General features: G+C 70.4%; 21 protein-coding genes. 11 read left to right on the top strand and 10 right to left on the bottom strand.

Features of this window, described 5'->3' with window-relative positions; all coding sequences use genetic code 11:
* The first annotated feature begins 104 nt into the window (after positions 1 to 104).
* Positions 105 to 461, top strand: coding sequence for an effector-associated constant component EACC1 (locus tag PSH25_RS09450; protein WP_238658669.1), 357 nt, complete (start codon positions 105 to 107; stop codon positions 459 to 461).
* Between the two features lie 58 nt (positions 462 to 519).
* Here PSH25_RS09450 and PSH25_RS09445 read toward each other — a convergent pair whose 3' ends face one another.
* Positions 520 to 1863 carry a glycoside hydrolase family 18 protein gene (locus tag PSH25_RS09445; protein ID WP_238658651.1) on the bottom strand — a complete coding sequence of 448 codons (1344 nt, stop codon included), beginning with the start codon at positions 1861 to 1863 and terminating at the stop codon, positions 520 to 522.
* A gap of 146 nt (positions 1864 to 2009) precedes the next feature.
* On the opposite strand from PSH25_RS09445, the gene PSH25_RS09440 reads away from it, so the two are divergent.
* Positions 2010 to 2894, top strand: a complete 885-nt coding sequence (locus PSH25_RS09440) for a bile acid:sodium symporter family protein (protein ID WP_238658650.1) — start codon at positions 2010 to 2012, stop codon at positions 2892 to 2894.
* A 36-nt stretch (positions 2895 to 2930) separates the two neighbouring features.
* On the opposite strand, the gene PSH25_RS09435 is transcribed toward PSH25_RS09440, so the two are convergent.
* A complete protein-coding gene (locus PSH25_RS09435) occupies positions 2931 to 3350 on the bottom strand; it encodes a PPOX class F420-dependent oxidoreductase (protein ID WP_238658649.1) in 420 nt (139 codons plus the stop codon).
* A 140-nt stretch (positions 3351 to 3490) separates the two neighbouring features.
* Between PSH25_RS09435 and PSH25_RS09430 the strand changes: the two genes are divergently transcribed.
* A complete protein-coding gene (locus PSH25_RS09430) occupies positions 3491 to 4384 on the top strand; it encodes an NAD-dependent epimerase/dehydratase family protein (RefSeq protein ID WP_238658648.1) in 894 nt (297 codons plus the stop codon).
* 1 nt (position 4385) lies between these two features.
* On the opposite strand, the gene PSH25_RS09425 is transcribed toward PSH25_RS09430, so the two are convergent.
* The 3 genes from PSH25_RS09425 to PSH25_RS09415 form a co-directional block, all read right to left on the bottom strand.
* Positions 4386 to 5489: a glycoside hydrolase family protein gene (locus tag PSH25_RS09425; protein WP_238658647.1), complete on the bottom strand. Its 1104-nt coding sequence runs from the start codon at positions 5487 to 5489 to the stop codon at positions 4386 to 4388.
* 209 nt (positions 5490 to 5698) lie between these two features.
* A complete protein-coding gene (locus PSH25_RS09420) occupies positions 5699 to 8212 on the bottom strand; it encodes a pectate lyase family protein (protein WP_238658646.1) in 2514 nt (837 codons plus the stop codon).
* A gap of 124 nt (positions 8213 to 8336) precedes the next feature.
* The gene (locus tag PSH25_RS09415; protein ID WP_238658645.1) at positions 8337 to 9953 is read right to left on the bottom strand and encodes a pectate lyase family protein; all 1617 of its coding nucleotides are present in this window, start codon (positions 9951 to 9953) and stop codon (positions 8337 to 8339) included.
* Between the two features lie 835 nt (positions 9954 to 10788).
* On the opposite strand from PSH25_RS09415, the gene PSH25_RS09405 reads away from it, so the two are divergent.
* Positions 10789 to 12771, top strand: coding sequence for a pectate lyase family protein (locus PSH25_RS09405; RefSeq protein WP_274527222.1), 1983 nt, complete (start codon positions 10789 to 10791; stop codon positions 12769 to 12771).
* 69 nt (positions 12772 to 12840) lie between these two features.
* On the opposite strand, the gene PSH25_RS09400 is transcribed toward PSH25_RS09405, so the two are convergent.
* Positions 12841 to 13794, bottom strand: a complete 954-nt coding sequence (locus PSH25_RS09400; RefSeq protein WP_238658644.1) for an AraC family transcriptional regulator — start codon at positions 13792 to 13794, stop codon at positions 12841 to 12843.
* Positions 13795 to 14017: 223 nt separating this feature from the next.
* Between PSH25_RS09400 and PSH25_RS09395 the strand changes: the two genes are divergently transcribed.
* From PSH25_RS09395 to PSH25_RS09380, 4 genes are all read left to right on the top strand, one after another.
* Positions 14018 to 15562 (top strand): flavin-containing monooxygenase, encoded by a 1545-nt coding sequence (locus tag PSH25_RS09395; RefSeq protein WP_238658643.1) that lies wholly within the window; start codon positions 14018 to 14020, stop codon positions 15560 to 15562.
* Between the two features lie 112 nt (positions 15563 to 15674).
* Positions 15675 to 16874: a low temperature requirement protein A gene (locus tag PSH25_RS09390; RefSeq protein ID WP_238658642.1), complete on the top strand. Its 1200-nt coding sequence runs from the start codon at positions 15675 to 15677 to the stop codon at positions 16872 to 16874.
* 159 nt (positions 16875 to 17033) lie between these two features.
* Complete coding sequence (locus PSH25_RS09385) at positions 17034 to 17930, top strand: acetyltransferase (RefSeq protein ID WP_238658641.1); 897 nt, start codon at positions 17034 to 17036, stop codon at positions 17928 to 17930.
* Between the two features lie 75 nt (positions 17931 to 18005).
* Positions 18006 to 18998 (top strand): alpha/beta hydrolase, encoded by a 993-nt coding sequence (locus PSH25_RS09380; protein WP_238658640.1) that lies wholly within the window; start codon positions 18006 to 18008, stop codon positions 18996 to 18998.
* Between the two features lie 126 nt (positions 18999 to 19124).
* On the opposite strand, the gene PSH25_RS09375 is transcribed toward PSH25_RS09380, so the two are convergent.
* Positions 19125 to 20216 (bottom strand): aldo/keto reductase, encoded by a 1092-nt coding sequence (locus tag PSH25_RS09375; RefSeq protein WP_238658639.1) that lies wholly within the window; start codon positions 20214 to 20216, stop codon positions 19125 to 19127.
* 131 nt (positions 20217 to 20347) lie between these two features.
* On the opposite strand from PSH25_RS09375, the gene PSH25_RS09370 reads away from it, so the two are divergent.
* From PSH25_RS09370 to PSH25_RS09360, 3 genes are all read left to right on the top strand, one after another.
* Positions 20348 to 20959, top strand: a complete 612-nt coding sequence (locus PSH25_RS09370; protein ID WP_238658638.1) for a TetR/AcrR family transcriptional regulator — start codon at positions 20348 to 20350, stop codon at positions 20957 to 20959.
* A gap of 213 nt (positions 20960 to 21172) precedes the next feature.
* Entirely contained in the window at positions 21173 to 22816 is a 1644-nt protein-coding gene (locus PSH25_RS09365; protein ID WP_238658637.1) for an ABC-F family ATP-binding cassette domain-containing protein, read from the top strand.
* Between the two features lie 148 nt (positions 22817 to 22964).
* The gene (locus PSH25_RS09360) at positions 22965 to 23648 is read left to right on the top strand and encodes an alpha/beta fold hydrolase (protein ID WP_238658636.1); all 684 of its coding nucleotides are present in this window, start codon (positions 22965 to 22967) and stop codon (positions 23646 to 23648) included.
* A 10-nt stretch (positions 23649 to 23658) separates the two neighbouring features.
* Here the strand turns inward: PSH25_RS09360 and PSH25_RS09355 are convergent, their stop codons facing one another.
* The 3 genes from PSH25_RS09355 to PSH25_RS09345 all read right to left on the bottom strand — a co-directional run bounded on the left by PSH25_RS09355 (position 23659) and on the right by PSH25_RS09345 (position 26114).
* Complete coding sequence (locus PSH25_RS09355) at positions 23659 to 24258, bottom strand: DUF305 domain-containing protein (RefSeq protein WP_238658635.1); 600 nt, start codon at positions 24256 to 24258, stop codon at positions 23659 to 23661.
* A 70-nt stretch (positions 24259 to 24328) separates the two neighbouring features.
* Positions 24329 to 25243 carry a DUF1996 domain-containing protein gene (locus PSH25_RS09350; RefSeq protein WP_238658634.1) on the bottom strand — a complete coding sequence of 305 codons (915 nt, stop codon included), beginning with the start codon at positions 25241 to 25243 and terminating at the stop codon, positions 24329 to 24331.
* A gap of 277 nt (positions 25244 to 25520) precedes the next feature.
* Positions 25521 to 26114: a C39 family peptidase gene (locus PSH25_RS09345; RefSeq protein ID WP_238658667.1), complete on the bottom strand. Its 594-nt coding sequence runs from the start codon at positions 26112 to 26114 to the stop codon at positions 25521 to 25523.
* Positions 26115 to 26119 lie beyond the last annotated feature (5 nt).

Below are 26119 nucleotides of genomic sequence, written 5' to 3'. Positions count from 1 at the left end.
GGGTTGATCGATATTGCCGACTACTCGGCGTGCCTGTTCCGACGCTGACTGGCAGGATGGTGGCGTGGGCCTGTCGTCGCCTGGGAGGAGGAGACGTGCCGGAGATGATCACGCTCTCGGTCCATCCGGATCTTCCATCCGCCGATGCTCGGCGTTCGCTGGCGTCCTGGCTGCGCGCTGAGGAGCGGCTGCGGGAGGGGGTGACCACGACGTCTCCGGACGGGTCGACGGCCGACCGCACGGACGTCCTGCGGGTGGCGGCCAGCGACGCGGGCACCACCATGGTGCTGGTGCAGGCGATCGCCGACTGGCTGACCCACCGCCGCGAGGACGTGACGGTGAAGCTCACCCGGCCCGACGGTTGGTCGGCCGAGGTGGACGTACACCGGGCTCGGGACATGGACCAGGTGACCGCGCTCATCGAGGCCGCGGTACGCGCGGTGACACCCTCACAGCGGTAGCCGGCCCGCCGCCAGCCGAGAGGTCGGCCGGCGACGGGCCGGGGTGGCACACGTACGGCTACCAGGTGGTCAGGCCGAGGCCGATCGTCTTGGTCAGCGTGGCGTTGTCGTCGTCGCCGTCGAGCGACCAGATCATGGCGCCGGCCAGGCCGGCCCGTCGGATGTAGAGCGTCTTCTGCAACACGACAGCCGGATCGTCGTACGTCCAGAGCGTCGTACCGTCGAACAACCAGGCGTGCCCGGCGCGCAGGTCGCGGTGCACGGTGTAGCCGTTACCGGCCAGGGTCTTGAGCTTCCTGTAGTCCTCGTACCCGGCCTCGAAGGTGGCCGGCGCGGGCCCGGTGGCCGGCTGGAACAGGCCGTTGCCGCCGCCGGTGATGCCGGTCCAGCCGCGACCGTAGTAGGGGATGCCGAGCACGAGCTTGTCCCGCGGCGCGCCACGGGCGATCCACCCGTCGATGGCCACCTCGACGGAGAAGTCCGGGTTGTCCGGGGCGCCCGCCGGGACGCGAAGCGCCGACTGCTGGTTGGCCCGCGCGTCCCAGCCGCCGTGGAAGTCGTACCCCTGCACGGTGGCGAAGTCCAGGTACTGGAAGATCTTGCGACCTTCGTAGCCGGCGTCCATGGTGGCCGGGCTGGCCGGCAGGAACGCGGTCAGCGGGTGGTGCGCCCGGGTGGTGCGCCCGTACGCGTCGAGCTGCCGGCGGAACTCGGCGAGCAGTTTGGTGAAGTTCTCCCGGTCCTCCGGGCGGATCACGTTGCCGGGCTCGCCCTCCCAGTTGGGCCACTCCCAGTCGAGGTCGACGCCGTCGAAGACGCCGGCCGCGGCACCCGGGCCGCCGGCGGCGCCCTCACCACCGGGCAGGTTCCCCTTGAGGTAGAGGTCGATGCAGGACGTCACGAACGCCTTGCGGGAGGCGTCGGTGCGGGCCGCGTTCGAGAAGTACGTCGACCAGCTCCAGCCGCCCAGCGAGATCAGCACCTTCAGGTCGGGGTGCTTGGCCTTGAGCTTGGCGAGCTGGCCGAAGTTGCCGTTGAGCGCCTGGCCCGGGGCGTCCGCGACGCCGTCGACGCTCTCCTCGGCCGGGACGGGTCGCTGGTAGTCGGCCCAGGCGTCGCCCTCACCCGGACCACCGTCCAGGTAGCAGCGGCCGTCCTCGCTGACGTTGCCGAAGGCGTAGTTGAGGTGGGTGAGGCGGCTCGCCGCCCCGGAGGTTTCGAGTTTCTTGACCGGGAAGGCCCGGCCGTAGATGCCCCACTGGGTGAAGTAGCCGACCCGGTGGTAGCCGGTGCGGCGCTGGTGGTTGTCGCCGGCGCTGGCGGCGGTGGGCGGAGCGGCGGTGACCAGCAGGGTCGCCAGGGTGACGACGGCGGTGAGACGGCGGTGGCGGAATGGTCGCATCGGCACACTCCCACGAGACATCAAGCAGAATTAGTAAAGAGACTTATCTGATTGATGAAGTTAAGCCGATCACCGTCCGGGGTCAAGGGCCACCCAGCCGCATGGGGGATTGTGACGGCGTTACCCGGTGGTAACGATGTTGTGCCATGGACTCCGCCGTCACCCTGATCGGACTTCCCGTCGCCCTCGGCATCATCATGCTCGGTCTGGGTCTCGGACTGACCATGGCGGACTTCCGCCGGGTCGCCCACCATCCACGAGCCGCCGTCATCGCACTGGTCTGCCAGGTGCTGGTGCTGCCGGCGCTCTGCTTCTGCCTCGTCCTGGCGTTCGACCTCGCACCCGAGCTGGCCGTCGGCATGATGCTGCTGGCCGCGTCGCCGGGCGGCACCACGGCCAACCTCTACAGCCACCTGTTCGGCGGGCACGTGGCCCTGAACATCACCCTGACCGCCATCAACTCGGTGCTCGCCGTGGTCACCCTGCCGATCCTGGTCAACCTGTCGGCGGCGTACTTCCTGCCCGACGGCAGGAGCATCGGCCTACAGTTCGACAAGGTGCTCCAGGTCTTCGCCATCGTGCTCGTCCCCGTCGCCATCGGCATGCTCATCCGGGCCCGGATGCCGCACCTGGCCGAGCGGCTGAACCGCCCGGTCCGGATCCTCTCCGTCGTCGTGCTCGTCGCGGTGATCGCCGGCGCGGTGCTCGGTGAGCGGGAGAACATCGCCGACTACTTCGTCTCGGTCGGCCTGGCCGTGCTCGCCTTCAACCTGCTCAGCCTCGCCATCGGGTACGGGGTGCCGAGGCTCGCCGGTGTCGACCGGAGCGCCGCGACGGCCGCCGGGTTCGAGATCGGCATCCACAACAGCACCCTGGCCATCACGATCGCGCTCAGCCCGGCGCTGCTCAACAGCACCCAGATGGCGATCCCGGGCGCCGTCTACGGCATCGTCATGTTCTTCACCGCGGCGGCCTTCGGCTACCTGGTGACCCGCGTCGGCGCCCGGCCCGCCACCGCCCTGTCGCCCTGACTGATGCTGTCAGGGCGACAGGGCGGGCGGCGACAATCAGCCGACCTGGTCGTTGTCCTTCTGCGCGCCCCAACCGTGCCAGCGGTCGATCTCGATCAGGGCACTGACCCGGCCACGGTCCCGGCGTGGGTACGCGTTGCCCGTGTAGTGCTCCGCCAACCGGTCGATGTCCGCGAAGCTCTCGTCGGCGCGCAGCTCGGCGACGTGCCCGATGATGCTGACGTGGGTGTACCAGCCGGCCTCGTCGAGCACGGTGAGCGACACCCGGGGGTCGTTGCGGACGTGCTGCAGCCGACGGCGGCTCTCGTCCATGTTCACCAGGATCCGGCCGTCCTCCCACAGGTACCAGGTGGCGGCGGACACCGGCTGACCACCGTTGCGAAGGGTGGTCATGACGGCGGGGTTCGGCTTCTGGAGCATGGCGACCGCGGCCTCGGGAAGCGGTGGCTTGGACATGAAGTCTCCTCGTCGCGACAACGTTTACCCCTGCACGTTACGCACCTACCCGCCCGATCGCGCTCTGATCGCCATCGCGGCGCGGCCGACCGGGCCCACCCGGCTGCCGGGCTGACGCCGCCTGCGGCGAAGATGTGGTCATGAGCAATTCCGCACTGCCCAGGCGGGTCGTCGTCACCGGTGCCACCGGTAAGCTCGGCCGTGCCGTGGTCGCCCACCTGCGCGCCGTGGGCGTCGACGTGTTGGCGGTGGACCGCGCCGGCGGCCGTGACCCACGCGACGTGAACGGCGAGTTCCTGCTGGCCGACCTGACCGACTACGGGCAGGTGGTGGAGGCCTTCACCGGCGGCGCCGACGAGCACGCCAGCGGCGTCGACGCGGTCGTGCACCTGGCGGCGGTCCCGGCCCCCGGGCTGATGTCGAACGCGACCACCTTCGCGAACAACTCCGCCGCGACGTACAACGTGTTCGCCGCGGCCCGGGCGGCCGGAATCAAGCGGGTCGTGTGGGCGTCGAGCGAGACGGTGCTCGGGCTGCCGTTCGACACCCCGCCGCCGTACGCGCCGGTCGACGAGGAGTACGCGCCACGGCCCGAGTCGACGTACTCACTGAACAAGGCCCTGGAAGAGGAGATGGCCCGGCACTTCTGCCGGTGGGACCCGGAGCTGGTCATGGTGGGCCTGCGCTTCTCCAACGTCATGGACGTCGAGGACTACGCGCCGTTCCCCTCGTTCGACGACGACCCGCGGCTGCGCCGGTGGAACCTGTGGGGCTACATCGACGCCCGCGACGGCGCGCAGGCCGTCGAACGCGCGCTCGCGCACGACCAGCCCGGTGCCGACGTCTTCATCATCGCCAACGCCGACACCGTCATGACCCGGTCCAGCGCGAGCCTAATGGCCGAGGTCTACCCGGGCGTCGAGATCCGTAAGGAGCTGGGTGAGCACGAGACGCTGCTCAGCATCGACAAGGCCCGCCGGGTGCTGGGCTACGAGCCGCAGCACTCCTGGCGGGACCACGTCGACCTGCTGTAGGTCAGCGCGCCGCCTGGTAGGCACGGCCGACGGCGGTGGCGGTGCTGCCGGTACGGAACAGGCCGGTCTGGTCCTTGTCCGTGGCGGGCAGGCCGAACCACGCGTACCGCTGTAGCCAGGACAGGCCGCCCAGCATCCGCGTCGCCGCCGTGAGGAACGCGGCCTGTTGCGCCTGGGTGGGGAAGCGGACACCGTTGGAGAAGTCGATCAGGGCGAACTCGGTGAGCCAGATCGGCAGCTGGTACCGGTCGTGCACGGCCTGCAGGTACGACTTGAGCTGGTTGACCGCGTTGGCGGTGGTGAAGTCGCCGCCGTACCAGTGCAGGGCGATGAAGTCGACGCGGTAGCCGCGCTGCTTCACCCCGGCCATGAACCGGTCGAGCCATTCGCCCGGCCGGTCGCCGCCCCAGGCCACCGCCGGGCTGCCCAGCGGAAGGCCGGTGGCCTGCAACTGCGGCCACAGCTCCAACGCCTGCTCGACGGTCATCTCCGCCTGACCCTGCAGGTCCGGCTCGTTGAACCCGAGCAGGTGGCGGCCGTTCTTCTTGGCCTGTTGCAGGTTGGCGGCGGTGACGCTCTTCGCCCCCCAGATCATCGGGACGAACTCGGCGCCCTTCGGGCTGGTGACACCCGAGTGGGCCACGTCCCAGGTGTAGTACCAACTCGCCCCGGAGTTGGCCAGCGCCTGGCTGACGCCGTCGAAGGTCCACACCCCGACGCCCTTGCGCTTCGAGGTCACCGCCGGGGCCGCCGGGGCGACCGGACGCCCGGTCGTCGGCTTCGCCGTCGGCGCTGGCGTCGGGGTCGCCCCCGTCGGGCTCGTCGTGGTGGCGGGCGTGGTCGGGCTGGGTGCCCCGGGTTGCGGGCTCGTGGACGGCGGCGCGTCGAGCGCCTGCGTCGCCGCCGGGGCCGGCGTCGGCCCGGTCGGTTGCACCACCACGATCACACCCGTCACCAGTACGGCGACCGCGGCGGCCACGAGCAGTGGCCACAGCAGCCGCCTCGCGCCGATCGGGAGGCGGCCGAGCATCCCGCGTCGGGGCTCCGCGTGGACGCCCCGGTTTCCCCTCGCGGCGTCCGCTTCACCCTGGCCGGTTGCGCGCATCGTCTCGACTCCCTCGTGTGTGGTCGCAGCACCACTCGGTGCTGCCGTGGCGGGGGCAACCCGCCAACGCCTCACCTCAGGAGACTCGCCGGCCGTACCCGAATAACAGTTTCGTCGGCCGGGCAGCGCCAAATCTGCGTGGCCCGGGCGGTCTGGCCGCACACGCAGGAGTGGGGCGGCGGTCCGGTGACCGCCGCCCCACTGACGGGTCAGACCGTGATGCGTCCGGCGCCGGCACCTGCGGTGACGCTCGCCTTCACACCGCTGGCGGCGTCGAGTTGGTAGGAGTAGGGGATCGCGGCGACGTCCCCGGCGCTCTCCGGCGCCCCGGAGTTGACGAAGACGTTGTCGCGCTGGACGAGGTCGCCCGGGTCCGATTCGGCGTAGCCGACCGCGGTCGGTCGGGTCACGTTCTCGAAGTAGTTGCCCTCGACGAGCACGCCCGCGCCCATCGTGGACGCCACGCCGTAGTCCGCGCCGAAGTAGTAGTTGTTGAACACGTGCACCGGGTCACCGAACCGGACCCGGGGGTGGCGCTCCTTGCTGCCGTCGAACCAGTTGTGGTGGTAGGTCACCCGCAGGTGACCGATGTCGGCGGTGAAGCCGTCGTCGTGGCCGAGCAGCATGCTCTTGGTGTGGTTGGTGACCCGGTTCCACGAGACGGTGACGAAGTCGGACTCCCGCTTGATGTCCAACGCGCCGTCGTAGCCGCCGTCGAAGGTGTTGTGGTCGATCCAGACGTTGCGCGAGTTCTGCACGTTGACCGCGTCGTCGTCCCAGCCCCGGAAGGTGAGGTTGCGGATGATGACGTTGGTGGCGCTGCTGACGTTCAGGCCGTTGTCCAGCGTGGCGTTGCCGACGCCGAGCACGGTCTTGTTGGAGCGGACGTCGTTCATCGTGTCCGGCATGGTGAGCGAACCCTGCACCCGGATGATCAGCGGTGCTGCCGACTCCAGGGCGTCGGCGAGCGCCGGGCCGTCGGAGACGGTGACCGTCTGGCCACCCGCTCCGCCGGTGGTGCCACCGTTCTGGGTGGCCCAGCCGACCAGGCCGGTCTGCGGTGGGGTGGTCGGCGGCGGGGTGGTCGGGGGAGGGGTCGTCGGGGGCGGGCTGGTCGGCCCGCCCGGCAGGCCGACCTTGCCGACCCCGGCCTGCGCGGTGACGACGGCCTTGATGTCGCAGGCGGTGGTGATGGTGTACGCGTACGGCGGGTTGGTGACGCTGCCGCCGGTCTCACCCGCGCCCGAGTTGATCAGGCAGTTGTTCCGGGCGACCAGCCGGCCGGGGCCGGAGGACGCCTCGGCCAGGTGGTACGGGTCGTCGACGTTCTCGAAGTAGTTGCCCTCCACGATCACGCCTGAGTTCTCCGTCGCGGCGACCCCGTAGTCACCGGTGTTGAGGTAGTAGTTGCTGTAGACGTGCACCTGGTCGCCGAAGCGGACCCGGGGGTTGCGCTGGCGGGTCTCGTCGAAGAAGTTGTGGTGGTAGGAGACCTTCAACCGTCCGGTGTCCTGGGCGGCGTTGCCGTCGTCGTGCCCGAGCAGCATGTTCTTGTCGGTGCCGTCGGCGTGGTTGTAGGACACCGTCACGTACGACGAGCCGCGCTTGATGTCGAGGCCGCCGTCCGAGCCGGTGGTCCAGGTGTTGTGGTCGATCCAGATGTGGTGGGAGAACATCTGCACGTTCATCGCGTCGTCGGACCAGTTGCGGAAGTTGAGATTCCGCACGATCACGTTGTGCACGGCGTTCGCGGGTGGGCTGGTTACCGCGTTGTCGATCGGTAGGCCGATGTTGAGGCCGCCGCCGGTGAAGCCCGAGTTGGCGCCGAGCCCGACGATCGTCTTGTCCGAGGTGACCTCGTGCATCGGGCCGGGCAGGGCGATCAGGCCGCTGACCTGGATGATCTTCGGGCCGGCTGAGGCGGCCTCGGCGATGAACTGCGCCGCGGTGGTCACCGTGACGGTCGGGCCGCCGGCCCCGCCGGTGGTGCCGTTCTGACCCCAGGCGTCGACCGAGGCCCAGCCGTCGGCCACGTTCGGGCCCGGGTTGCCGGGCGGGTCCGTCGGGTCGGTCGGGTCCGGCCCGGGGGTGGCGCTGGTGACCTGCACGTTGTCGAAGTTCGCGCTGGCGTTGAAGGTGGCGACGCCGATCCGGCCGCTGGCGAACTGGCTGTCGGTGGCCTCGGTCAGCAGCGTGCCGTTGACGTAGCCCTTCAGCGAGTTGCCGGCGACGTCGATCCGCAGCGTGTACGCGGTGCCGACCGTCACCGTGGTCGCGGCGCTGTCCAGCGTGGTGCTGGAGCCGCCGCTGAGCCGCTTGAGTTCGACGGTGTTGTTGCTGCGCAGTGCCAGGTAGTAGTAGCTGGTGCTGCTCTGCGCCCGGGCCAGCAGCGCGACGAAGCGGTTGGTGCCGTTGAACGCGGTCGGCTTGACGGTGGCCTGGACCGAGTAGTCGGTCCAACTCGCCGTGCCGGCCAGCGACCGGGCATCGCTGCTGGTGCCGGACTGCCGGTAGACCCGGGAGCCGTCGGTGGCGACCGACCAACTGCCCCCGGACGCGGTCCAACCGGTGGCGTTGCCGTCCTCGAAGTCGTCGGTGAAGAGGGTGTCGGCGTAGGCGCCGGTGGCGCCCATGCCGAGAGCGAGGGCGATCGCGGCGAGCGCGGCCCCGATCGTGAGCAGGAGACCTCGGCGATGCCTTCGCCAGGTGTCGGTGGTGTGCACGGAACCTCCTTGGTGGTGGTCTGCCCGGGGACGTGGGCAAGAGATCGATCTGTATCTATGTGTGGGGGCGGCGTCGTCCCTTGGTGACCGGGTCGGTGCCTGTCGACCGGCCTCGCCGCCGCTGCTAGAAGCCGAGCTTTCCGGTGCCGGAGCCGGCCGAGACGACCGACTTGATCGTGTTCGGATCGGTGACCGTGTACGGGTAGTAGGTGCTGGGCTCCTGCACCGAGCCACCCGCGTCACCCGGCTCGCTGGTGCCGGCGAGCACGTTGTTCCGGGCGATCAGCCGACCCTTGGATCCGGCGTAGCTGATCGACCACGGCACCTCGACGTCCTCGAAGTAGTTGCCCTCGACGACGCAACCGGAGTTGAGCTGGCAGGCGACCCCGACGTCGGTGTTGTAGACGAAGTAGTTGTTGAACACGTGCACCGGCTCGCCGAAGCGGACCCGCGGATTGCGCTGCGGTGTCCGGTCGAACCAGTTGTGGTGGTAGGTCACCTTCAGATAGTTGGTGTCCTGGGCGGCGTTGCTGTCGTCGTGTCCGAGCAGCATGTTCTTCGTGTGATGGTGGGTGTGGTTCCAGGAGACGGTGACGTAGCTGGCGCCCCGCTTGATGTCGATCAGCCCGTCATAGCCGTACGCCAGGTCGTTGTGGTCGATCCAGATGTGGTGCGAGAACATCTGCACGTTGATCGCGTCGTCCACCGTGTTGCGGAAGTTCAGGTTGCGGACGATGACGTTGTGCACCGCGTTGGCGGGCGGGCTGGTCGCGGTGCTCACCGGCAGACCGATGTTCAGGCCCCCGCCGGTGATGCCCGAGCTGGCGCCCACGCCGACGATCGTCTTGTCCGAGGTCACGTCGTGCATCGGGCCAGGTAGCGCGATCACGCCGCTGACCCGGATGTTCAACGCGCCGGCGGTGCCGATCGCGGCGAGGAACTCGGCGGCGGTGTCGACGGTGACGGTCGGACCGCCCGCGCCGCCGGTGGTGCCGTTCTGGCCGAGCGCGTTCACCGACGCGAAGCCGATCGGCGGTGCGCCCGGGTCCAGTGGTGGCTCGGTGGGTGGCAGTGTCGGCTCGCCCGGCGGCTCTCCGGGCCCTCCGGTCTCGGTGTCCACCCGGACGTCGTCGAAGGAGGCGCTGGCGTAGGACGTGGCGAGCCCGGCGCGGCCGGCGGCGAAGGCGCTGTCGGTCGCCTCGACCACCAGCGCGCCGTTGACGTAGCCCCGCAGTGTCGTGCCCACGGCCTCCAGGCGCAGCGTGGCCCAGCTGCCGGTGGTCACGCCACCCGCGGCCGAGTCCAGCGCCACCGGATCTCCACCGGCCCGCCGGAGCAGTTGCACGCCGCCGCTGGCGGTGACCGCCAGCGCGTAGTAGCTGCTGCTGTTCTGGGCCCGGGCGATAACCCCGACGTGCCGGTTCGTGCCGCCGAACCCGGTGGGTCTGACCCGCGCCTGGACGCCGTAGTCCGCCCAGCCCGGGGCGGAGGCCAACGCCCGCGCGTCGCTGCTGGTGCCGGACTGCCGAAAGACCAGTGAACCGTCGGTCACCACCGACCAGCTGCCTCCCGACCGCGACCAGCCGGTCGAGTTGCCGTCGGAGAAGTCGTCGCTGAGCAGCGTGTCGGCGAAGGCGGGCGGAGTGGCGATGAGCACCGCTGTGGCGGCGAGCGCTCCGGCGGCTAGCACCGCCGCGACCAGCCGGGGCGTCGGCCGGCCGCGAGGTTTCGTTGATGACATCGTGGACCTCCCTGGTGGTGGTGGTGGTCTCAGATTTTCGTTGCCGTAACGGATACGAAATGAGCCATACACGAACGGTAGGGAGATGCACTGGCGAGAGTCAATGAATTGAATGTGCAGATATGTTGCAGCCTATTTGGGCAACACTTATCGCTCGGCCGCTGGCGGTCGAGTCGGCAGACATTCGGTCCGGTTCTCACCGAAAGACCGTGCCCATTCTGTGCAGCCGCCGGGTGCTGTTTGCGTGGCTGCTGACGTTCAGTTGTCGATGCCCGAAGCGCTCTTTCCAGAATCGGTCGAGTCGTCGGTGGCGCAGTTCATTCGTCGGCCCGGGCGGGTGGCGGCGCGGCGCGGGCCCACCCGGTGGGCGGATGGCCGGCGGGGGCGAGGAGGTCTCGTCCAACGGGCCTGACTGACACCGGCACCCACCTCCCGGGCCTGCAAAGGTTTGCAGCGAAGTAAGCACGGAACCTAGACCAGCGTCAATGCCCTGCGGTGAACCTGCGGCATTTATCCGCGTTGGTGGAGGAGGAGGCCGCCGCGCCGAGCCGCAGCGGTGTTGAGATCAGCAACGTAGACCATGATCAATGCAACAACCGTTTGCAGGAAACGATGATCCGTTGATTGACATGAATTAATCGCCACGCCTAGCATGGGTGCCGGAAAGCGCTTTCCACCCTCGCACCCCACCGCCACGGATCGCCGGCCGATCCGGCGCTGGCCCGTGCCTGGCGACGCCGACGTCCAGGCGCGTCGCCGACCGGTTCGGGCTCGCCGCCGCGGCCCATCGGATCACGCCCGGTCCGTGTTCCGTCCCGCGAAAGGCAGCAGCCACATGCACTCCACACCCGCTCGCCGCATCCCGCCGCGCTGGTGGTCGCCCGCCGTCGTCGGCCTCGTCGCCGTCCTGCTCACCCCACCCGGGCTGGCTCAGGCCGCCCCCACCGCCGCGTCGTCGACCCCGGCCGCCGAAGCCGTCGCCGGCCCCGCCGACGGCTTCGCCAGTGTCGCCGCGCTCGGTCAGGCCGGCACCACCGGCGGAGCCGGCGGACCCACCGTCACCGCCACCACCGCTGCCCAGTTCCTCGACTACATCGCCCGGCCGCAGCCCTACGTCATCCAGGTCTCCGGCACCATCAACCTGCCCGCGGGCAGCAACGACGGAATGCACGACGTCGCCTCGGACAAGACCATCATCGGGCTCGGCGCCACCGCCACGCTCTCCGGCGGCGGGTTGAACATCGGCGTGCCGGTCGACGACGACGTCACCGCGCCTCCGGTGAACGCGGTACACAACATCATCATCCGCAACCTGCACCTGACCGGCGCGAGCGACGACCTGATCAACGTGCAGATGTTCTCCCACCACATCTGGATCGACCACAACGAGTTCTCGAATGGCGATGACGGTGCGGTTGACATCAAACGAGGGTCCGATTTTGTGACCGTCTCCTGGAACCACTTCCACGATCATGACAAGACGTTGTTGCTGGGCCACGACGAGGACGCCGGACCGCAGGACATCGGCCGGCTGCGGGTCACCTACCACCACAATTTCTTCGACCGTTCCGACCAGCGCAACCCCCGGGTACGGTTCTCCGCGCTGGCGCACGTCTACAACAACTACTACTACGACAACAGCTACGGGGTCGCGTCCACCTACGACGCCGCCGTGCTCATGGAGAACAACTACTTCTACTCCGTGAACAACCCCGGCCGGGTGGACTTCAGCGGCGATCTCGGCCGGATCGTGGCACGGGGAAACATCCTCGTCGCCTGCAACCATCCGATCGAGACCCGCGGCACCGTTCCCGATCCGCGCGGTTACTACCCCTACCAGCTCACCCCCGCCGCCGACGTACCGACCACGGTTCCGGCCGGCGCCGGGGTGGGCAAGCTGTCGTCGACGCTCGCCGCTGCCGCGCCGAGCGCGGCGCCGGCCGGCCAACCGGACGGGTTCGCCAGCGTCGTCGCCCTCGGTCAGAACGGTACGACCGGCGGGGCCGGAGGCCCGGTGGTCACCGCGACCAACGCGGCGGACTTCCTCGACTACATCGACACCATCGGGCCGATGGTCATCCAGGTCAGCGGCGTGATCCGGATCAGCAGCAAGCAGGGGGTGCGGCCGCACAAGACGATCATCGGCGTCGGGAACGCCGAGATCACCGGGGGCGGGCTGGACTTCTACCGGTCGTACAACGTGATCGTCCGCAACATCAACTTCACCGAGGCCGAGGACGACGCGATAAACGTCGGCCAGAACTCCCACCACATCTGGATCGACCACAACCGCTTCGCCGGCGCGATCGACGGCTCGGTCGACATCGTGCGGGGTGCCGACTACGTGACGGTTTCCTGGAACCACTTCGACCACGCCGACAAGAGCATGCTCATCGGGCACTCCGACGGCGCGGCGTCCACCGACATCGGGCACCTGAAGGTGAGCATCCACCACAACTTCTTCGACCACAGCCGCCAGCGCCATCCCCGGGTCCGGTTCGGCGAGCCGGTGCACGTCTACAACAACTACTTCCTCGGCAACGCCCTCTACGGTGTCGCGTCGACGGAGAACGCCGGCGTCCTGGTCGAGGGCAACTACTTCCGCGACGTCCCGTACCCGCTGCACTCCGCGAGCGGGTACGCCGACAGCGGGCCCGGCCGCGCCGTGCAGCGCGGCAACGTCTTCGTCAACTCCGGTCAGCCCGAGACCGCCGGCACGGTCGTCGAGCCGCGTACCTACTACCCGTACCAGCTGGACCCGGCGACGAACGTTCCGGCGCTGGTCACCGGCGGCGCCGGGGTCGGTCGGCTGACCTGAGGCCCGCCGCGTCGTACCGTCGCCGGCGCCCAGCAGGCGGCCGCGACGGTACGACGTGGGACGGCCCGGTCAGCGCCGCAGTGTCGCGGACGGCGACTCCCCGAATCGCGTCCGGTACTCGGTCGCGAACCGGCCGAGGTGCACGAAGCCGTGTCGCAGGGCAACAGTCGTCACGGACGCCCCCGGCTCGGCCGAGCGGAGCGTGCGGTGCGCCGCGTCGAGCCGGCAGGCCCGCAGGTACGCGGTCGGGGTGGTCTGCAACTCACGGCGGAAACAGTCCTGCAGCGTTCGTACGCTCACCCGTAGCGCCTCGGCGACGTCACCGACGGTCAGTGCCTCGCCGTGGTGCTCGGAGATCAGGGCGCAGGCCCGGCGGACGAGACGCCCGGCGTGGGCGTGGTGGCCCGGCTCGGCCAGAAGGTGCGAGTGGCTGTGCCGGTGGGCCAGCAACAACTTGCCGATGAGCCCCTGTTCGAAACGGGCGGCGACCTGCGGATGATCGAACAGGGACGCGTCCGCCGGCTGCGACAGCTCGTCGGCGAGGAACGCCACCCCGCGCGCCCACGCCTGCGCGGTCGGCGTGGTCATGAGCATGCCGATGTCCAGGCGGACCGGGTCGTCCACCGGGTGGCCCAGCAGGCGGGCGAGTTCCCTGTCGACGGCGCGCCGGTCGGCGTAGAAGATCCGGTGGGGCGACCCCGCGGACCACCGCATGTCCGAGGGGTCGTACGGGGACAGGACCGAGGCGACGTCGGGGGTCGAGGTCACGGTCTGACCGGCGTGCCGGACCGTCGTACTGCCGGCGGTAGGGATCTGGACGAGGTAGAAGGTCTCCAGCGCGGGCGGTTGAATGCGGACCGCCTGCCCGTAGTCGAGGTCGATGACACCCACCCCGCCCGCCCGGCGAGCCGCCATCCGCAGTTGCACGCTGTGCACACCTGGCTGTGGGGTGAGCCGGTGTGGACAGAAGATCCGGCCCACCTCGGCGCGCGCCCGGTCGACGTCGTCCGTCCGGACCGTCACCGCATCCATCCGACACCTCCCGGGCGTCCCGTCGCGCTGACCGTAAGGCGTGCGCGGGCCGGACCAGACCCGAAAGCCGTCGACCCGACAGGAAAAGGGTCCGCCTGCGTACTGCGGACAGCGCCCGCGTCGCGCGGATAGCGACCGCCCGGTCCGCTCGCTAGCGTGCGACCAACGCGGGCGGTCAGCGCCGGCACGGTTCGCACGTTCTTCGGAGGAGACCATGAGGATTGCCGTCGTCGGTGCCGGATTCGCCGGGGTGAGCGCAGCGAAGGTGCTGCGGCAGAGCGGATTCGACGTCACCGTGTTCGAACGGGCGCCCGACGTCGGTGGGGTGTGGAGCCGTACCCGGCGCTACCCCGGCCTGCACACCCAGAACGACAAGGGCACCTACCACCTCTCCGACCTGCCGATGCCCGCCGACTACCCGCAGTGGCCGTCCGGTGAGCAGGTCCAGCGGTACCTGGAGAGCTACGTGGAGAAGTTCGGGCTGGCCGGTGCGCTGCGCCTGTCCACGGAGGTCGTCTCCGCCGAACTCGTCAACGATGAGACCGGGTGGCTGGTCACGTCACGGCCGGCGAGCGGTCAGGACCCGCTGACGGTGGAACGGTACGACCACCTGATCGTCGCCAACGGCATCTTCTCGGACCCGCTCGTCCCGTCCTTCGACGGGCACGTGAGCTTCGCCGCCGCCGGAGGGCGCGTACTGGCGACGGGGGAGTTCCACGACATCGAGGCGGCCCGAGGCAAGAACGTCCTCGTGGTCGGGTACGGCAAGTCGTCCTGCGACGTGGCGGTCCCGGTGAGCGAGGTCGCCGCCCAGACCCACGTGGTGGCGCGCCAGCTGCTCTGGAAGATGCCCCGCAAGCTCGGCGGCGCGCTCAACTACAAGTACCTGCTGCTCACCCGGATGGGTGAGGCGCTCTTCCGTTACCTGCACCTGAGGGGCTTCGAGCGGTTCCTGCACGGCCCGGGCAACGGTCTGCGCCAGCGCATGGTGGACAGCGTCGGCTCGGTCGCGACCCGGCAGTTCAAGCTGCGCCAGCTGGGTCTCGTGCCCAACGGCAGCTTCGAGGACATCGCCCGCAGCACGGTCAGCCTCGCCACCGAGGGCTTCTTCGAGCGGGTCACCGACGGCCGCATCACCGTGCACCGGGACCAGGTGATCACCGAGTTGCTTGTCGACGACCGTGGCCGACCCGCCGCCCGCCTGGCCGACGGCACGGTGCTCGCCGCCGACCTGGTCATCTGTGGCACCGGCTTCCGCCAGCACGTGCCGTTCTTCGACGACGCGTTGCACGCCCGGCTCCAGGACGAGGCCGGCAACTTCATGCTCTACCGGCAGATCCTGCCGATCGGCGTGCCGCGGCTGACGTTCGCCGGCTACAACTCGTCGTTCTTCAGCCCGCTCAGCGCGGAGATGGCGGCGGTCTGGACGGCCGCGTACCTGCGGGGTGGGCTCACCCTGCCGACCGAGGTCCGGATGCGCGACGAGGTGCGCGCCCGGCTGTTCTGGATGACGAAGCGCACCAACGGACGGCACGCTCGCGGCACGAACATCATCCCGTTCTCGATGCACAACGTCGACGAGGTGCTCGACGAGTTGGGGCTCAACGTCGGCCCGCTGACCCGGGCCCGGCAGTGGCTGTTCCCGGTCGACCCGGGCTCGTACCGCAGGGTGACGGCACAGATGATCCGGCGCACCGCCGACCCGGTATCCGCCATCAGCGACGGGGACCCGATGAAGATGGATAAAATACGCAGATAGGGATCAGGTGGGGCCGGTCGGCGAGGGAGGCTCGGGGACGATGGCAGCGGAACAGGGTCACCGTGGTGTGCCCGTGCCGGCGGCCCTGGCCGGCTGAGCTGTCCCGCCGTCCGTGCTGACGCGCACCGAGTTCTTTCGTGGGCTCGGGGACAGCAGGAGCCCCCGCTCGGCGACCGTCCTGGAACTGCTCTTCGACATCGTCTACGTCTTCGCGCTGGCCCGCCTCGCCGGGCGGATCGCGGACGACCTGACCATCGTCCGGCACGCGCTGTTGTCCGAGGCGGGCCAGACCGTCCTGTTCTTCACGGCGATGTGGATGATCTGGTCGCTCAACGCCCTGCTGGCCAGCACCTACGACCCCAGGCGCCCCGACCTGCAGGCCCTCCTGCTGGCGACGATGTTCGGCACCCTGGTGCTGGCCGTCACGTTGCCACAGGCCTTCGGCCAACGCGGCGTGATCTTCGCCTGCACCTACGTCGTCATCCAGGTCGGCCGACCGCTCTTCGTGGCGTTCGCCCTGCGGGGCCACCCGGCGCACACGTTCTCGCTCCGGGTGCTGACCTGGCACCTGGCGTCCAGCGTGCTCTGGATCAGTGGTGGCATCAGTGGCGGTCTCGGTCGGGGCGTCTTCTGGACCATCGCCCTCGCCATCGAGATGATCGGCGCCGCCACCACCTACCCCCTTCCCCGAATGGGCCGGAGACAGCTGAACAGCCTGAGGGTCACCGTTTCGCAGGAGCATCTCGCCGAGCGGTACAACCAGTTCTTCATGATCGCTCTCGCCGAGGTGGTGCTCGAAGCCGGCGCCGCGGTGAGCTTCCCGGGCTTCACCACCGAGGGAACAATCGTCCTCGTCGCCTCGTTCGTGGTGGTCGTCTCGTTCTGGCGGATCTACTTCTACCACGTCAGATCCGGCCATGCCTCGACCCCGAGCGGGGAGGGGATCCAGCTGTCCCGGTGGGCGAGCTACAGCCTGCTGCTGATCGTCGGTGGCATCATCTGCACCGCCGTAGGCTTCGGTCAGGTCGTCGAGGATCCGCACCCGCCGATCGACTGGGCTCTGGTGGCCATCATCTTCGGCGGCCCGGTGCTGTTCCTGATCGGGCGGAGCACCCTGGAGCGGGAGGACCGGTCCGCGCCACGGTGTCGGGCGCTGTACTTCGGCGGGGTGGCGCTCGCCGTGGCGGCCCCGCCGATGGTGCTGCTCCCGCCGGTCGCCGTGGCGGCCGTCGCGGCGGTGATCCTGGCCGGCATCACCGTGTACGACCAGCGAGCCCACAAGCGGGGGGCGGAGACCAACCCGACGCTGTGACGATCCGTTGCGAACCGGCGACCAGCCCGCGTATGGTCGTCGGGCACGCCGTCGAGCTGGAAGGAGGTCAGAACAATGTCCGATGTTCTGCGCCCCCTCCGCGCTCCGGCGTCCGCGCGGATCTGACCCCGGGGCGCGCGCTTCCCGGAGGACCAACCCATGACTGATCTGGTCATCCGTCCGCTCGTCGCGGGCGAGGAAAACCTGTTCGACTCCATGCCTGATCCGCTGCCCCAACTACGCCAGGTCGCGTACGCCGACGGGATCGCCGGCGGCGGCTACCGGCCCGAGACCACCTGGGTCGCGCTGCGCGCCGGCCGGTTGGTGGGCCGGGCCGCCTGGCTCCTGCCCCCGGGCGCCGTCGGTGCCCCCTGGCTGGACCGGTTCGATCTGGACGCCGAGCCGGAGGTGGGCGCCGAGCTGCTGCGCGCCGCCCACGAGGCGTTGGGCGGTCCCGGCCTGTACTACGCCGCGCTACCGGCGCACTGGCGGCGGCGGCCCGAGGTGCTGGCCGTGGTGCGGGCACCCATGGAGGCCGCCCGGCTCGCCGGGCTGGTCGAGCGGGGGGAGCGGCTCCGCTGCTCCTGGACGGGCACCCCCCTGCCGGCGTCCTCCGGCCGGTACGACTTCCGGGCGCCCGTAGACGTGGCGGAGATCAACGCCCTGGTCGCCAGGATCGCCGAGCCGGACGTGCTGACCGGCGTCGAGATCGCGCGGGTGGTCGGGGGCGTCGACCTCGCCACCGACCCGCTGGCCTGGCTGGGGAACGACACCGAGAGATGGCGCATCGCGCTGGAGGCCGGGAAGCCGGTCGGGTTGGTCGGCACATTGGGGGACGCCTGCTATCCCCTGCTCGCCTATCTCGGCCTGCTCGACGAGGCGGCCCGGCCCGAGCTGCTGGCCGAGGCGGTCCGGGTGCTGGCCGCCGGCGGTGCCCGCGAGGTCATCGCCGACGTGGAATCGCACCGGGTGACGGTGCTGGCGGAGTTGGAGCGGACCGGCTTTCGGCAGTTGCGCTCCCGGGTCGTCTTCGCGCCGCCGTCCAGCCAGGAATAGCTGACTGGGTGCGCCCGGTCACCCGGGCGCACCCCCTCAGCCAGCACCGAGTGCGGCCCCTGTCAGCATCTGACCATGCCGGAGATCATCGCGCTTCTCGTCGGCGGGTTGGCGCTCGTCGGGGCGGCGGTCGCCGGGCTCTACCTCTGGCCGGTGGGCCGCCGTGGGCTACGGGTCGCGCCGGCCCGACCGCTCGACTTCGACACGGCCACCCGTGCCGCCGCAGCCATCATCGCCGCTGAGGCGGCCGATCCGGAGGTCCGGCCGGAGTCACGCAGCCGCCTGCTGAGCCACGGCTCCCGTACCGACAAGGCCGTGCTGCTGCTGCACGGATACACCCTCGCGCCCGAGCAGTACGCGGGGCTGGCCGAGGAGTTCTTCGAGCGTGGGTACAACGTCTGGATTCCCCGGGCGCCCCAGCACGGGACCGTCGACCGGCGGGCCCACCACCGGGTCGAGGCCGGTGAGCTGACCACGTACGCCGCGCAGGGGTGGGTCGTCGCGGCGGCCCTGGGAGACGAGGTCGGCGTCGTGGGGATCTCCGGCGGCGCCGTGCTGGCCGCCTGGCTGGCCCAGGTGCCCGGCAACGTCGTACGACACCTGCTGTTGCTGTCACCGTTCTTCGGCCCGAACCCGCGACAGGCGCCGGCCTACGCGGTCAAGCCGCTCATCGTGCTGTACGGGCGTCGCGTCCTGCGGGACCGTGTCACGTCGCGCGGATACTCCCTCGCCGCCGTCACCCAGTACCTGACGATCGCCCGTACCCTGCCGAATCCGCCGCGGCGGACCGGTCTGCGGACCGCCGCGGTCGCGATCAGCCCGCTCGACGGCGTGGTGGACCTGAGGGCAGCGGTCCAGGTGCCGCGTCGGATCGCCGACGCGAACGCGATCCCGCTGCGGGTGTGCACCCTGCCGGAGGCGTTGGGCATCGAACACAACACCCTCAACCTCGCTGCCCTCGGCGCCGACGGCGACGCGTGGCGCCGGCGGTACGTCGCGCTCTACGAGGGTGCGACCGCGCCGGCCTCGGGCCCCGCGACGACGGGCGACGCGCCGATCAGTCGGTAGGACCGTCGCCCTGGTCGCCGTAACCCTCGCCCGACCAGGGCGCACCCAGCGCTCGATCCTGGGCGGAGTGGTCTCCGCGGGCGCGGACCCCACTGTTTCCCTGATCGAGCGCGATCTTGCGGCGGCCTACTTGGTGCCGTTGAACACCGGCGGGGCGTAGCCGGCGGGCTTGTCGCCGATGCCGAGGCCGGGGCTCACCACCCAGGACTGGTACTGCGGGGTGAACATCACGTAGGGCCCCCCGAACTGCGGCGCGCTGGCCTCCTCAAGCCGGCGGCGGGCGTCGGCCGGGATCTCGAAGTCGAGCGACTCGAAGTTGCTGCCGACCTGCTCGGCGCTGCTGGCCCCGATGATCACTGAGGCGACGGCGGGCTGGGTCGCGACCCAGTTGATCGCGACCTGGGCCATGCTGCGACCCAGGTCGGCGGCCACGCTCTCCAGTGCCTCGATGACCTGCCATTCGCTGGGGCTGACCTCACGCCCTCCGGCGTCGGGATTGGTCAGCCGACCGCTGCCGCTCAGACCGTCGCCGGTGCGCCGGTACTTGCCGCTGAGCAGGCCGCTGGCGATCGGGCTCCACGCGGTGAGCCCCATGCCCATCGTCTGGGCCATCGCCACATACTCCGCCTCGATGCCCCGGCTGACCAGGGAATACGGGAGCTGCAGATTGATCGTCGGGGCCAGCCCGTGCGCTTCGGCGTAGCTCTGTGCCCGGGCGGCGTACCAGGCCGGTACGTCGGAGAGGCCGGCGTACCGGATCTTGCCGGCGCGCACGAGGTCGTCGAGGGTGTGCACGACCTCCTCGACCGGGGTGATCCGGTCCCAGGTGTGCAGCAGGTACAGGTCGATGTAGTCGGTGCCGAGCCGGCGTAGCGACGCCTCCACGGCCCGCATGATGTGCTTGCGGCCGTTGCCGCTGGCGTTCGGGTCGGTCGGGTCGACGGTGTTGGTGAACTTGCTGGTCAGCACGAGCCGCTCCCGTACGCCGGCCCGGTCGATCAGGCGGCCGAGGATCTTCTCGCTCTCGCCTGCGGTGTAGAAGTCCGCCGTGTCGATGAAGTTCCCGCCCGCCTCCAGGTACTGCCGGAAGATCGGCTCGGCCTCCGCCTCGGTCTTGCCGTACGCGGCGTGGAACCCGTCGACGCCGAAGTTCATCGTGCCCAACGCCAGCCGGCTCACCCGCAGACCGGACCGCCCGAGCAGGTAGTAGTGGTTCATCGTGGTGCCCTCCCGATCGTGGTGTCGGCCCGCTGCGGACCGCGTGTTCAGACCTTTGCTCGGCAAAAATGGACCCGCAAGTCCAGAAACCGAGGTAGGGTTGGACCCGCAGGTCCAGACCAGGAGGTCTCATGACACGGGCGTTGACCCGCAAGGGCGAGGCGACCCGGGCGCGCATCGTCGCCGGCGCGGCCGCCGAGATCCGCGAGCGCGGCGTCGACGAGGTACGCCTCGAGGATGTGATGGCCCACACCGGCACCAGCAAGGGCCAGCTCTTCCACTACTTCCCGGACGGGAAGGAGGGACTGCTGCTCGCGGTGGCCCAGCACGAGGCGGACCAGGTGCTCATTGACCAGGAGCCGATGCTCAGCAACCTGACATCCTGGCCGGCCTGGCTCGCCTGGCGCGACCGACTGATCGAGCGGTACCTCGCGCAGGGGGTGAAGTGCCCCCTCAACGGTCTGCTCGGCCAGACCGGCCGGCGGGCGCCCGGCGCGCAGGCGATCGTGACCGGGCTCATGTGGCGCTGGCAGACGGCGATCACCGAGGGCATCCGGCACATGCAGTCGACCGGCGACATCGACCCGGACCTCGACGCCGACCGGGCCGCCGCGGCACTGCTCGCCGGCATCCAGGGCGGTGTGCTGCTGCTGCTCTCCACCGGGAAGATCGACCACCTCGAAGCCGTCCTCGACCTCACCATCGACTCGCTGCGAGCCGGTGCCCGCACTGGCGGGAGCTGAGCCGAGGCCAGCGACGCCGAGTTATTCTTGCGCCCGAGTTTTCGGAGATCGGAGCAGACGTGGCAGGTGACGACGACATCTCCGGGTGAGCACCCGGACCGGCCGCCGACGAGCGCGTGATCGCGCCCTTGTCGCCGCGGCCTCCGTCGTCATGTCCTGCTTCCGCCGGGGGTGCCGGTGTGCGCCCCGGATCGTCGTTCTCCGAGGTTCCCCATGTCTGTTCGACCTGCTCTCATCGCCCATGACCTCGTGCGGTTCCGCGGTGGCCGCCGCGTGCTCGACGGCGTCTCCCTGACCGCCGCGCCCGGCCACCGGATCGGCCTGATCGGTGAGAACGGCACCGGCAAGACGACCCTGCTGCGGGTCTTCGCCGGCGTCGACCAACCCGACTCCGGCGCCGTCACGCGCCCGCCGGACGTCGGCTTCCTGCACCAGGAGCTGCCCTTCCGCCCAGCCACGACCATCGCCGCGGTCCTCGACGACGCGCTGCGCGAGGCTCGCACCGACCTCGCCGAGCTGGACCGGATCGGCGTCGCGCTCGCCGACTCGCCGGAGGGCGCCGAGCAGCACGACCGGCTGCTGGCCGCCTACGGCGAGGTGCTGGAGCGGGCGCAGGACCGCGACGCCTGGGGCGCCGACCGGCGGGCCCGGACGGTCCTTGACGGCCTCGGTCTCGGCGGGTTGCCCCACGACCGGACGTTGGGCGCGCTCTCCGGTGGGCAACGTGGTCGGCTCGCTCTCGCGGCGACGCTGATCCGTCGGCCGAGCGCGCTGCTGCTCGACGAGCCCACCAACCATCTCGACGACGCGGGGGCGGCGTTCTGCGAGGACCAGCTCCGTGCCATGCCGGGGGTGGTCGTGGTGGCCAGTCACGACCGGGCCTTCCTGGACGCGGTCTGCACCGATCTCATCGACCTGGACCCGGCGGTCGACGGGCCGGTCCGCTTCGGCGGCGGCTACACCGCGTACCTGACGGCGAAGCGCGCCGAGGCGCAACGGTGGCGTCGGCGCTACGACGACGAGCAGGCGCTCCTCGCCGATCTGCGCGAGGCCGCCGCCGTGACCGGGCACCAGGTCGCCCACGGCCGGGGCCCGCGCGACAGCGAGAAGATGGGGTACGGGCACACCGCCGGCCGTGTCCAGAACCAGATCTCCCGGCGCGTCCGTGACGCCGCCCGTCGACTGGAGACGATCGAGCGCGACCCCGTTCCGGTGCCGTCGGAGCCGCTGCGCTTCCACGCGCCGGCGCTCGCCGTCGGCGACAGCGACGGGGTCATCGTCACGGCGGACCGGCTGGAGGTTCCCGGCCGACTGCGGGTGGCGCACCTGGAGATCAAGGCTCGCGACCGGCTGTTGGTGACCGGCCCCAACGGCGCGGGCAAGTCGACTCTGCTCGCCGTGCTGGCCGGCCACCTGGTTGGTGCCGGAGCGCTCTGGCGACGACCGGAGCTGCGGGTCGGTCTGCTCGCCCAGGACAGCGTCTTCGCGGATGCGCGGCGGACGGCCCGGCAGGTCTTCGACGGTGCCGTCGGGATGGAGCGGGCCGAGGTCGTACCGCTGTCGTCCCTCGGACTCCTCGCCCCGGCGGACCTCGACCGCCCGGTGGCCGACCTGTCGGTGGGACAGCGCCGTCGGCTCGCCCTGGCGGTGCTCGTCGCCGATCCGCCGGAGCTGCTCCTGCTCGACGAGCCCACCAACCACCTCTCGCCGACGCTCTGCGACGAGCTGGAGGACGCCCTGGGCACCGGCCCGGGTGCCGTCGTCGTGGCCAGCCACGACCGCAGACTCCGCTCCCGCTGGCCAGGTCGGGAGCTTTCGCTCGCGGGATTTGGAGGACGCTGTGGTCGCCGGGCGTAAGGCGTAAGCCCGGGACGCGATCGCGCAGACCACGGCACCGACGCCAGGAGTTCACCCGCCTCGGGTGGCCGGTGGGGCGGCGCCAGCTATCGTTGGCTCCGTCGGACACACTGTCCGGCATTGTGTCCGATCAGTGAAAGCGCAGGCCATGACCTCGACCCGCCCCACCCTGTTGTTCGTCCACGGCGCCTGGCACCAGCCGGCCGTCTGGGACCGCCTCCGGGCAGAACTGGACGTCCTCGGCTACCCGACCCGGGCCGTCGACCTGCCCACCTCGGGGCCGGACGCCCGAGGCGGCATGCGGGACGACGCCGCCGCCGTCCGCCAGGAGATCGCGGCGATCGGTGGGCCGGTCGTCGTGGTGGCCCACTCCTACGGCGGCATCCCGGTCAGCGAGGCCGCCACCGGCCTGTCCGAGGTCGAGCACCTCGTCTACCTGACGGCGTACCAGCTGGACCGTGGTGAGTCGATGTTCAGCTTCCACGGCGTGCCGGACCCGGTCGAGACCGACGTGCTGATCCCGATCACCGGGGACCCGCGCACGGCGTTCTACGGCGACCTGTCGGACGCCGATGCCGAGGCCGCCATCAGCCAACTGGTCGACCAGCGCCTGCGGGCATGCGTGGACCGGGTGACCGAGCCGGCATGGCGCTCGATCCCGTCGACCTACATCGTCTGCACCAACGACCAAGCCATTCCGGTGCCGCTGCAGGAGAAGATGGCCGCCCGGGCCACCAGCGTCCGGCGGATCGAGTCCAGCCACTCACCGTTCCTGTCCCGTCCGGTCGAGCTGGCCGCGCTGCTCGACGAGATCGTCACCGCTCGCGGCTGAGCGCGGGCGGCTACGCGGGGTCGAGATGATCGAGTCGGGCGAGGTCGGCGGTGCCGGACCGGACCACGGCAGCCGCCAGCGCGACGGTCGCCGGCTGGGCTCCGCTCTGCTGCTCCTCGGTGGCGATCCGGACCGACTGCGTGAGGTGCGCCCGCAGGTGCCCGGCGAGCAGGCGGTGAAACGGCTTCCCGCTGGCTGCCCGCAGCACGGTCACCTCCTGGGCGGTGACCATTCCCGGCATGTCGTGCCCCTCGTGCGGATTCGTCGTCGGGGCGGCGGCCTCGGCCAGCAGTCGGTGGGCACGGTCCAACTCGGCGCGCCGGGTGGTCGCCACCTGGGTGGCCGTCCGCCGCCAGGCCGGGTCGGTGGTCCGCGCCGGCACCAGATCGAGTACGGGCAGCAGGCGTTCGGTCATCGCCACCGTCAGTTGCAGCCAGGCGATGTCAGTGGGGTTGAACGACCCCGCCGTACCCGTGGCTGTCGGCGCACTCGACACGGGCGGCGCGGTCACGGGTGGTGTGGCGGTGCTGGCCGCGTCTCGTGGCCCAGCGCCGCAGCCGGCGACGAGCAGCACGGCAGCGAGCAGGGCGGACGCCGTCGACTGGCGCATCCGACTCCCTTCCCACCAGGGCGGCGGGCCCGGATGACCGGACCCGCCGCCGCGGGGTGAACCTGTCGGCTCAGATCGGTCGGCCGTCGTGACCGCACTTGATGACGGGACGGATGCAGTCCTGGACCCGGCGGGCCAACTCGGCCACCGGCCACGCGTTGAAGAAGTCGCCGTGCATCGTGTAGCCCGGCCCGGAGGCCAGCCGGAACCGCGACGGGTCACCGGTGACCGGGTACCGCAGCACCTGGCGCAACTTCGGCACGTGCACCGGGTGGGTGCTCGGGCAGGCCTGGTTCACCGGGTACGCCAGGTGGCTCTTGTGGTCCGGCGAGTCGAGGTCCCGGCCGTTCCAGCACTGCGGGAAGTCCAGGTACGACTCCAACATCGTGCCCGACGGGCAGTTGACGAAGTCCTTCGACGGGGGCACGTGCCCGGCGTGCAGGCAGGACCAGCGGGCGATGCTGTCGTTCGGCCCGGTGGCCTTCGCGTTGCCGGCGACGAGCCGCAACCCCAGCGGGAACGGCTGGGTGTTCGCGACGACATCGGCGCGTACGCCCTCGCCCAGGTAGTAGAACGTGGCGATCGCCGGTTCCACCGCGACGTTGTCCCGGTACAGGGTCGGCACCCAGTACGACGAGACGTCCACCCGGGGGTTGCAGGTGGTGGGCGAGTTGACCAGGTCCGGGAGGGTGGTCTTGGCGTTCGTCACCGTGCTGCCGAAGAAGCTGTGCATGTGCGACGCTCCGGGCAGCCCAGGGAAGACGATCGGGTCGTCCGGCAGCCGGTGGCTGTACGTGCAGTCGGCGGGGAACTCGGCGACGCGGATGACGTTGACGCCGAAGTCAGCGCCGGCGCGGCCGGGGGCGGCGTCGGCCCGGTCGGTGGCGGAGACCAGGTACGTGCCGAGTAGCACCAGCAACGCGCCGATCGCCGTGACGAGGCGCAGTCGGCGGGGGATGCCGGAGAGGGGTGCGGCCCTGTCCATCTCGTGACTCCTGTCGGGGGACGGGTCAGGGACAGCTCCGCGCCGCCGCCGAAGGCATCGGAGTTGTGCCTGGCCAGACTTGGTGGTGGCCTGTCGAGCCGGTGCGAGAGAGCGCTCTCACTGCCCTTCAGCCTCACGCCGAAGTCGACAATTGTCAATACGTGCGGCAGTTGGTGGAAATGACGACGAAGGGCCGGGCCCCGTGGTGGGGTCCGGCCCTTCGCTTCGTGCGTGGTGCGTGGTGTGTGCTGGTGTGCTGGTGTGCTGGTGTGTGGGGTCAGCTGGTGGCGTAGCCGCGGGTGGCGATCCAGTCCGCGAGGTGCTCGACGCTGATCCAGTAGGAGGCGGTGTTCGGGTCGGCGGAGTCGGCGATCTTCACCGTCTCGCCGTTGTCGCGGTAGCCGACGACGCTGATGTAGTGCCCGCCCTCGTAGGAGTGGGTGACACCGTCGGTGTCGGTGCTGGTGCCGGCGATGTTGGCGACCACGGCCCGGCCGTCGTCGACGGTCTTGACGACGTCGGCGCGCAGCGTGTCGGTCTGCTTGCCGTCAGCGTCGGGGGTGCTGATCTCCACCGACCGGTAGGCGTCGTTCTTGCCGGTTTCCTTGTTCAGGACGGGGGTGATGTCGTTGATGGAGTTGGTGCCGGCCTCGGTGGTGCCCATCTCCTTGGCCATGTCATCAACGTTGATGTTCTTACCCTGCACACTCAGGGCGTTACGGGTCGCGGCGGGCCCGCAGTAGTAGAAGTTCGGCTGCGCCTCGTAGCGCACACCCAGTTCCCGCTCACCGTGACCCTTACGGTCGGCCTGGGTCTGGGTGGTCGGCTTGCTGGTGGTTGCGGCGAACGCGGTGGTGACGGGGCCGGCGATTGTGG

The organism is Micromonospora foliorum, assembly GCF_022229015.1.
GTDB classification, from domain to species: Bacteria; Actinomycetota; Actinomycetes; order Mycobacteriales; family Micromonosporaceae; genus Micromonospora; species Micromonospora foliorum.
This window is presented reverse-complemented; position numbering and strand designations above follow the sequence as displayed.

What these genes read in the sequence shown, in the direction of transcription:
- PSH25_RS09450 (WP_238658669.1), top strand. Translation starts at nt 105, where the DNA reads ATGATCACGCTCTCGGTCCATCCGGATCTTCCATCCGCCGATGCTCGG.
- PSH25_RS09445 (WP_238658651.1), bottom strand. Translation starts at nt 1,863, where the DNA reads ATGCGACCATTCCGCCACCGCCGTCTCACCGCCGTCGTCACCCTGGCG.
- PSH25_RS09440 (WP_238658650.1), top strand. Translation starts at nt 2,010, where the DNA reads ATGGACTCCGCCGTCACCCTGATCGGACTTCCCGTCGCCCTCGGCATC.
- PSH25_RS09435 (WP_238658649.1), bottom strand. Translation starts at nt 3,350, where the DNA reads ATGTCCAAGCCACCGCTTCCCGAGGCCGCGGTCGCCATGCTCCAGAAG.
- PSH25_RS09430 (WP_238658648.1), top strand. Translation starts at nt 3,491, where the DNA reads ATGAGCAATTCCGCACTGCCCAGGCGGGTCGTCGTCACCGGTGCCACC.
- PSH25_RS09425 (WP_238658647.1), bottom strand. Translation starts at nt 5,489, where the DNA reads ATGCGCGCAACCGGCCAGGGTGAAGCGGACGCCGCGAGGGGAAACCGG.
- PSH25_RS09415 (WP_238658645.1), bottom strand. Translation starts at nt 9,953, where the DNA reads ATGTCATCAACGAAACCTCGCGGCCGGCCGACGCCCCGGCTGGTCGCG.
- PSH25_RS09405 (WP_274527222.1), top strand. Translation starts at nt 10,789, where the DNA reads ATGCACTCCACACCCGCTCGCCGCATCCCGCCGCGCTGGTGGTCGCCC.
- PSH25_RS09395 (WP_238658643.1), top strand. Translation starts at nt 14,018, where the DNA reads ATGAGGATTGCCGTCGTCGGTGCCGGATTCGCCGGGGTGAGCGCAGCG.
- PSH25_RS09385 (WP_238658641.1), top strand. Translation starts at nt 17,034, where the DNA reads ATGACTGATCTGGTCATCCGTCCGCTCGTCGCGGGCGAGGAAAACCTG.
- PSH25_RS09380 (WP_238658640.1), top strand. Translation starts at nt 18,006, where the DNA reads ATGCCGGAGATCATCGCGCTTCTCGTCGGCGGGTTGGCGCTCGTCGGG.
- PSH25_RS09375 (WP_238658639.1), bottom strand. Translation starts at nt 20,216, where the DNA reads ATGAACCACTACTACCTGCTCGGGCGGTCCGGTCTGCGGGTGAGCCGG.
- PSH25_RS09370 (WP_238658638.1), top strand. Translation starts at nt 20,348, where the DNA reads ATGACACGGGCGTTGACCCGCAAGGGCGAGGCGACCCGGGCGCGCATC.
- PSH25_RS09365 (WP_238658637.1), top strand. Translation starts at nt 21,173, where the DNA reads ATGTCTGTTCGACCTGCTCTCATCGCCCATGACCTCGTGCGGTTCCGC.
- PSH25_RS09360 (WP_238658636.1), top strand. Translation starts at nt 22,965, where the DNA reads ATGACCTCGACCCGCCCCACCCTGTTGTTCGTCCACGGCGCCTGGCAC.
- PSH25_RS09355 (WP_238658635.1), bottom strand. Translation starts at nt 24,258, where the DNA reads ATGCGCCAGTCGACGGCGTCCGCCCTGCTCGCTGCCGTGCTGCTCGTC.
- PSH25_RS09350 (WP_238658634.1), bottom strand. Translation starts at nt 25,243, where the DNA reads ATGGACAGGGCCGCACCCCTCTCCGGCATCCCCCGCCGACTGCGCCTC.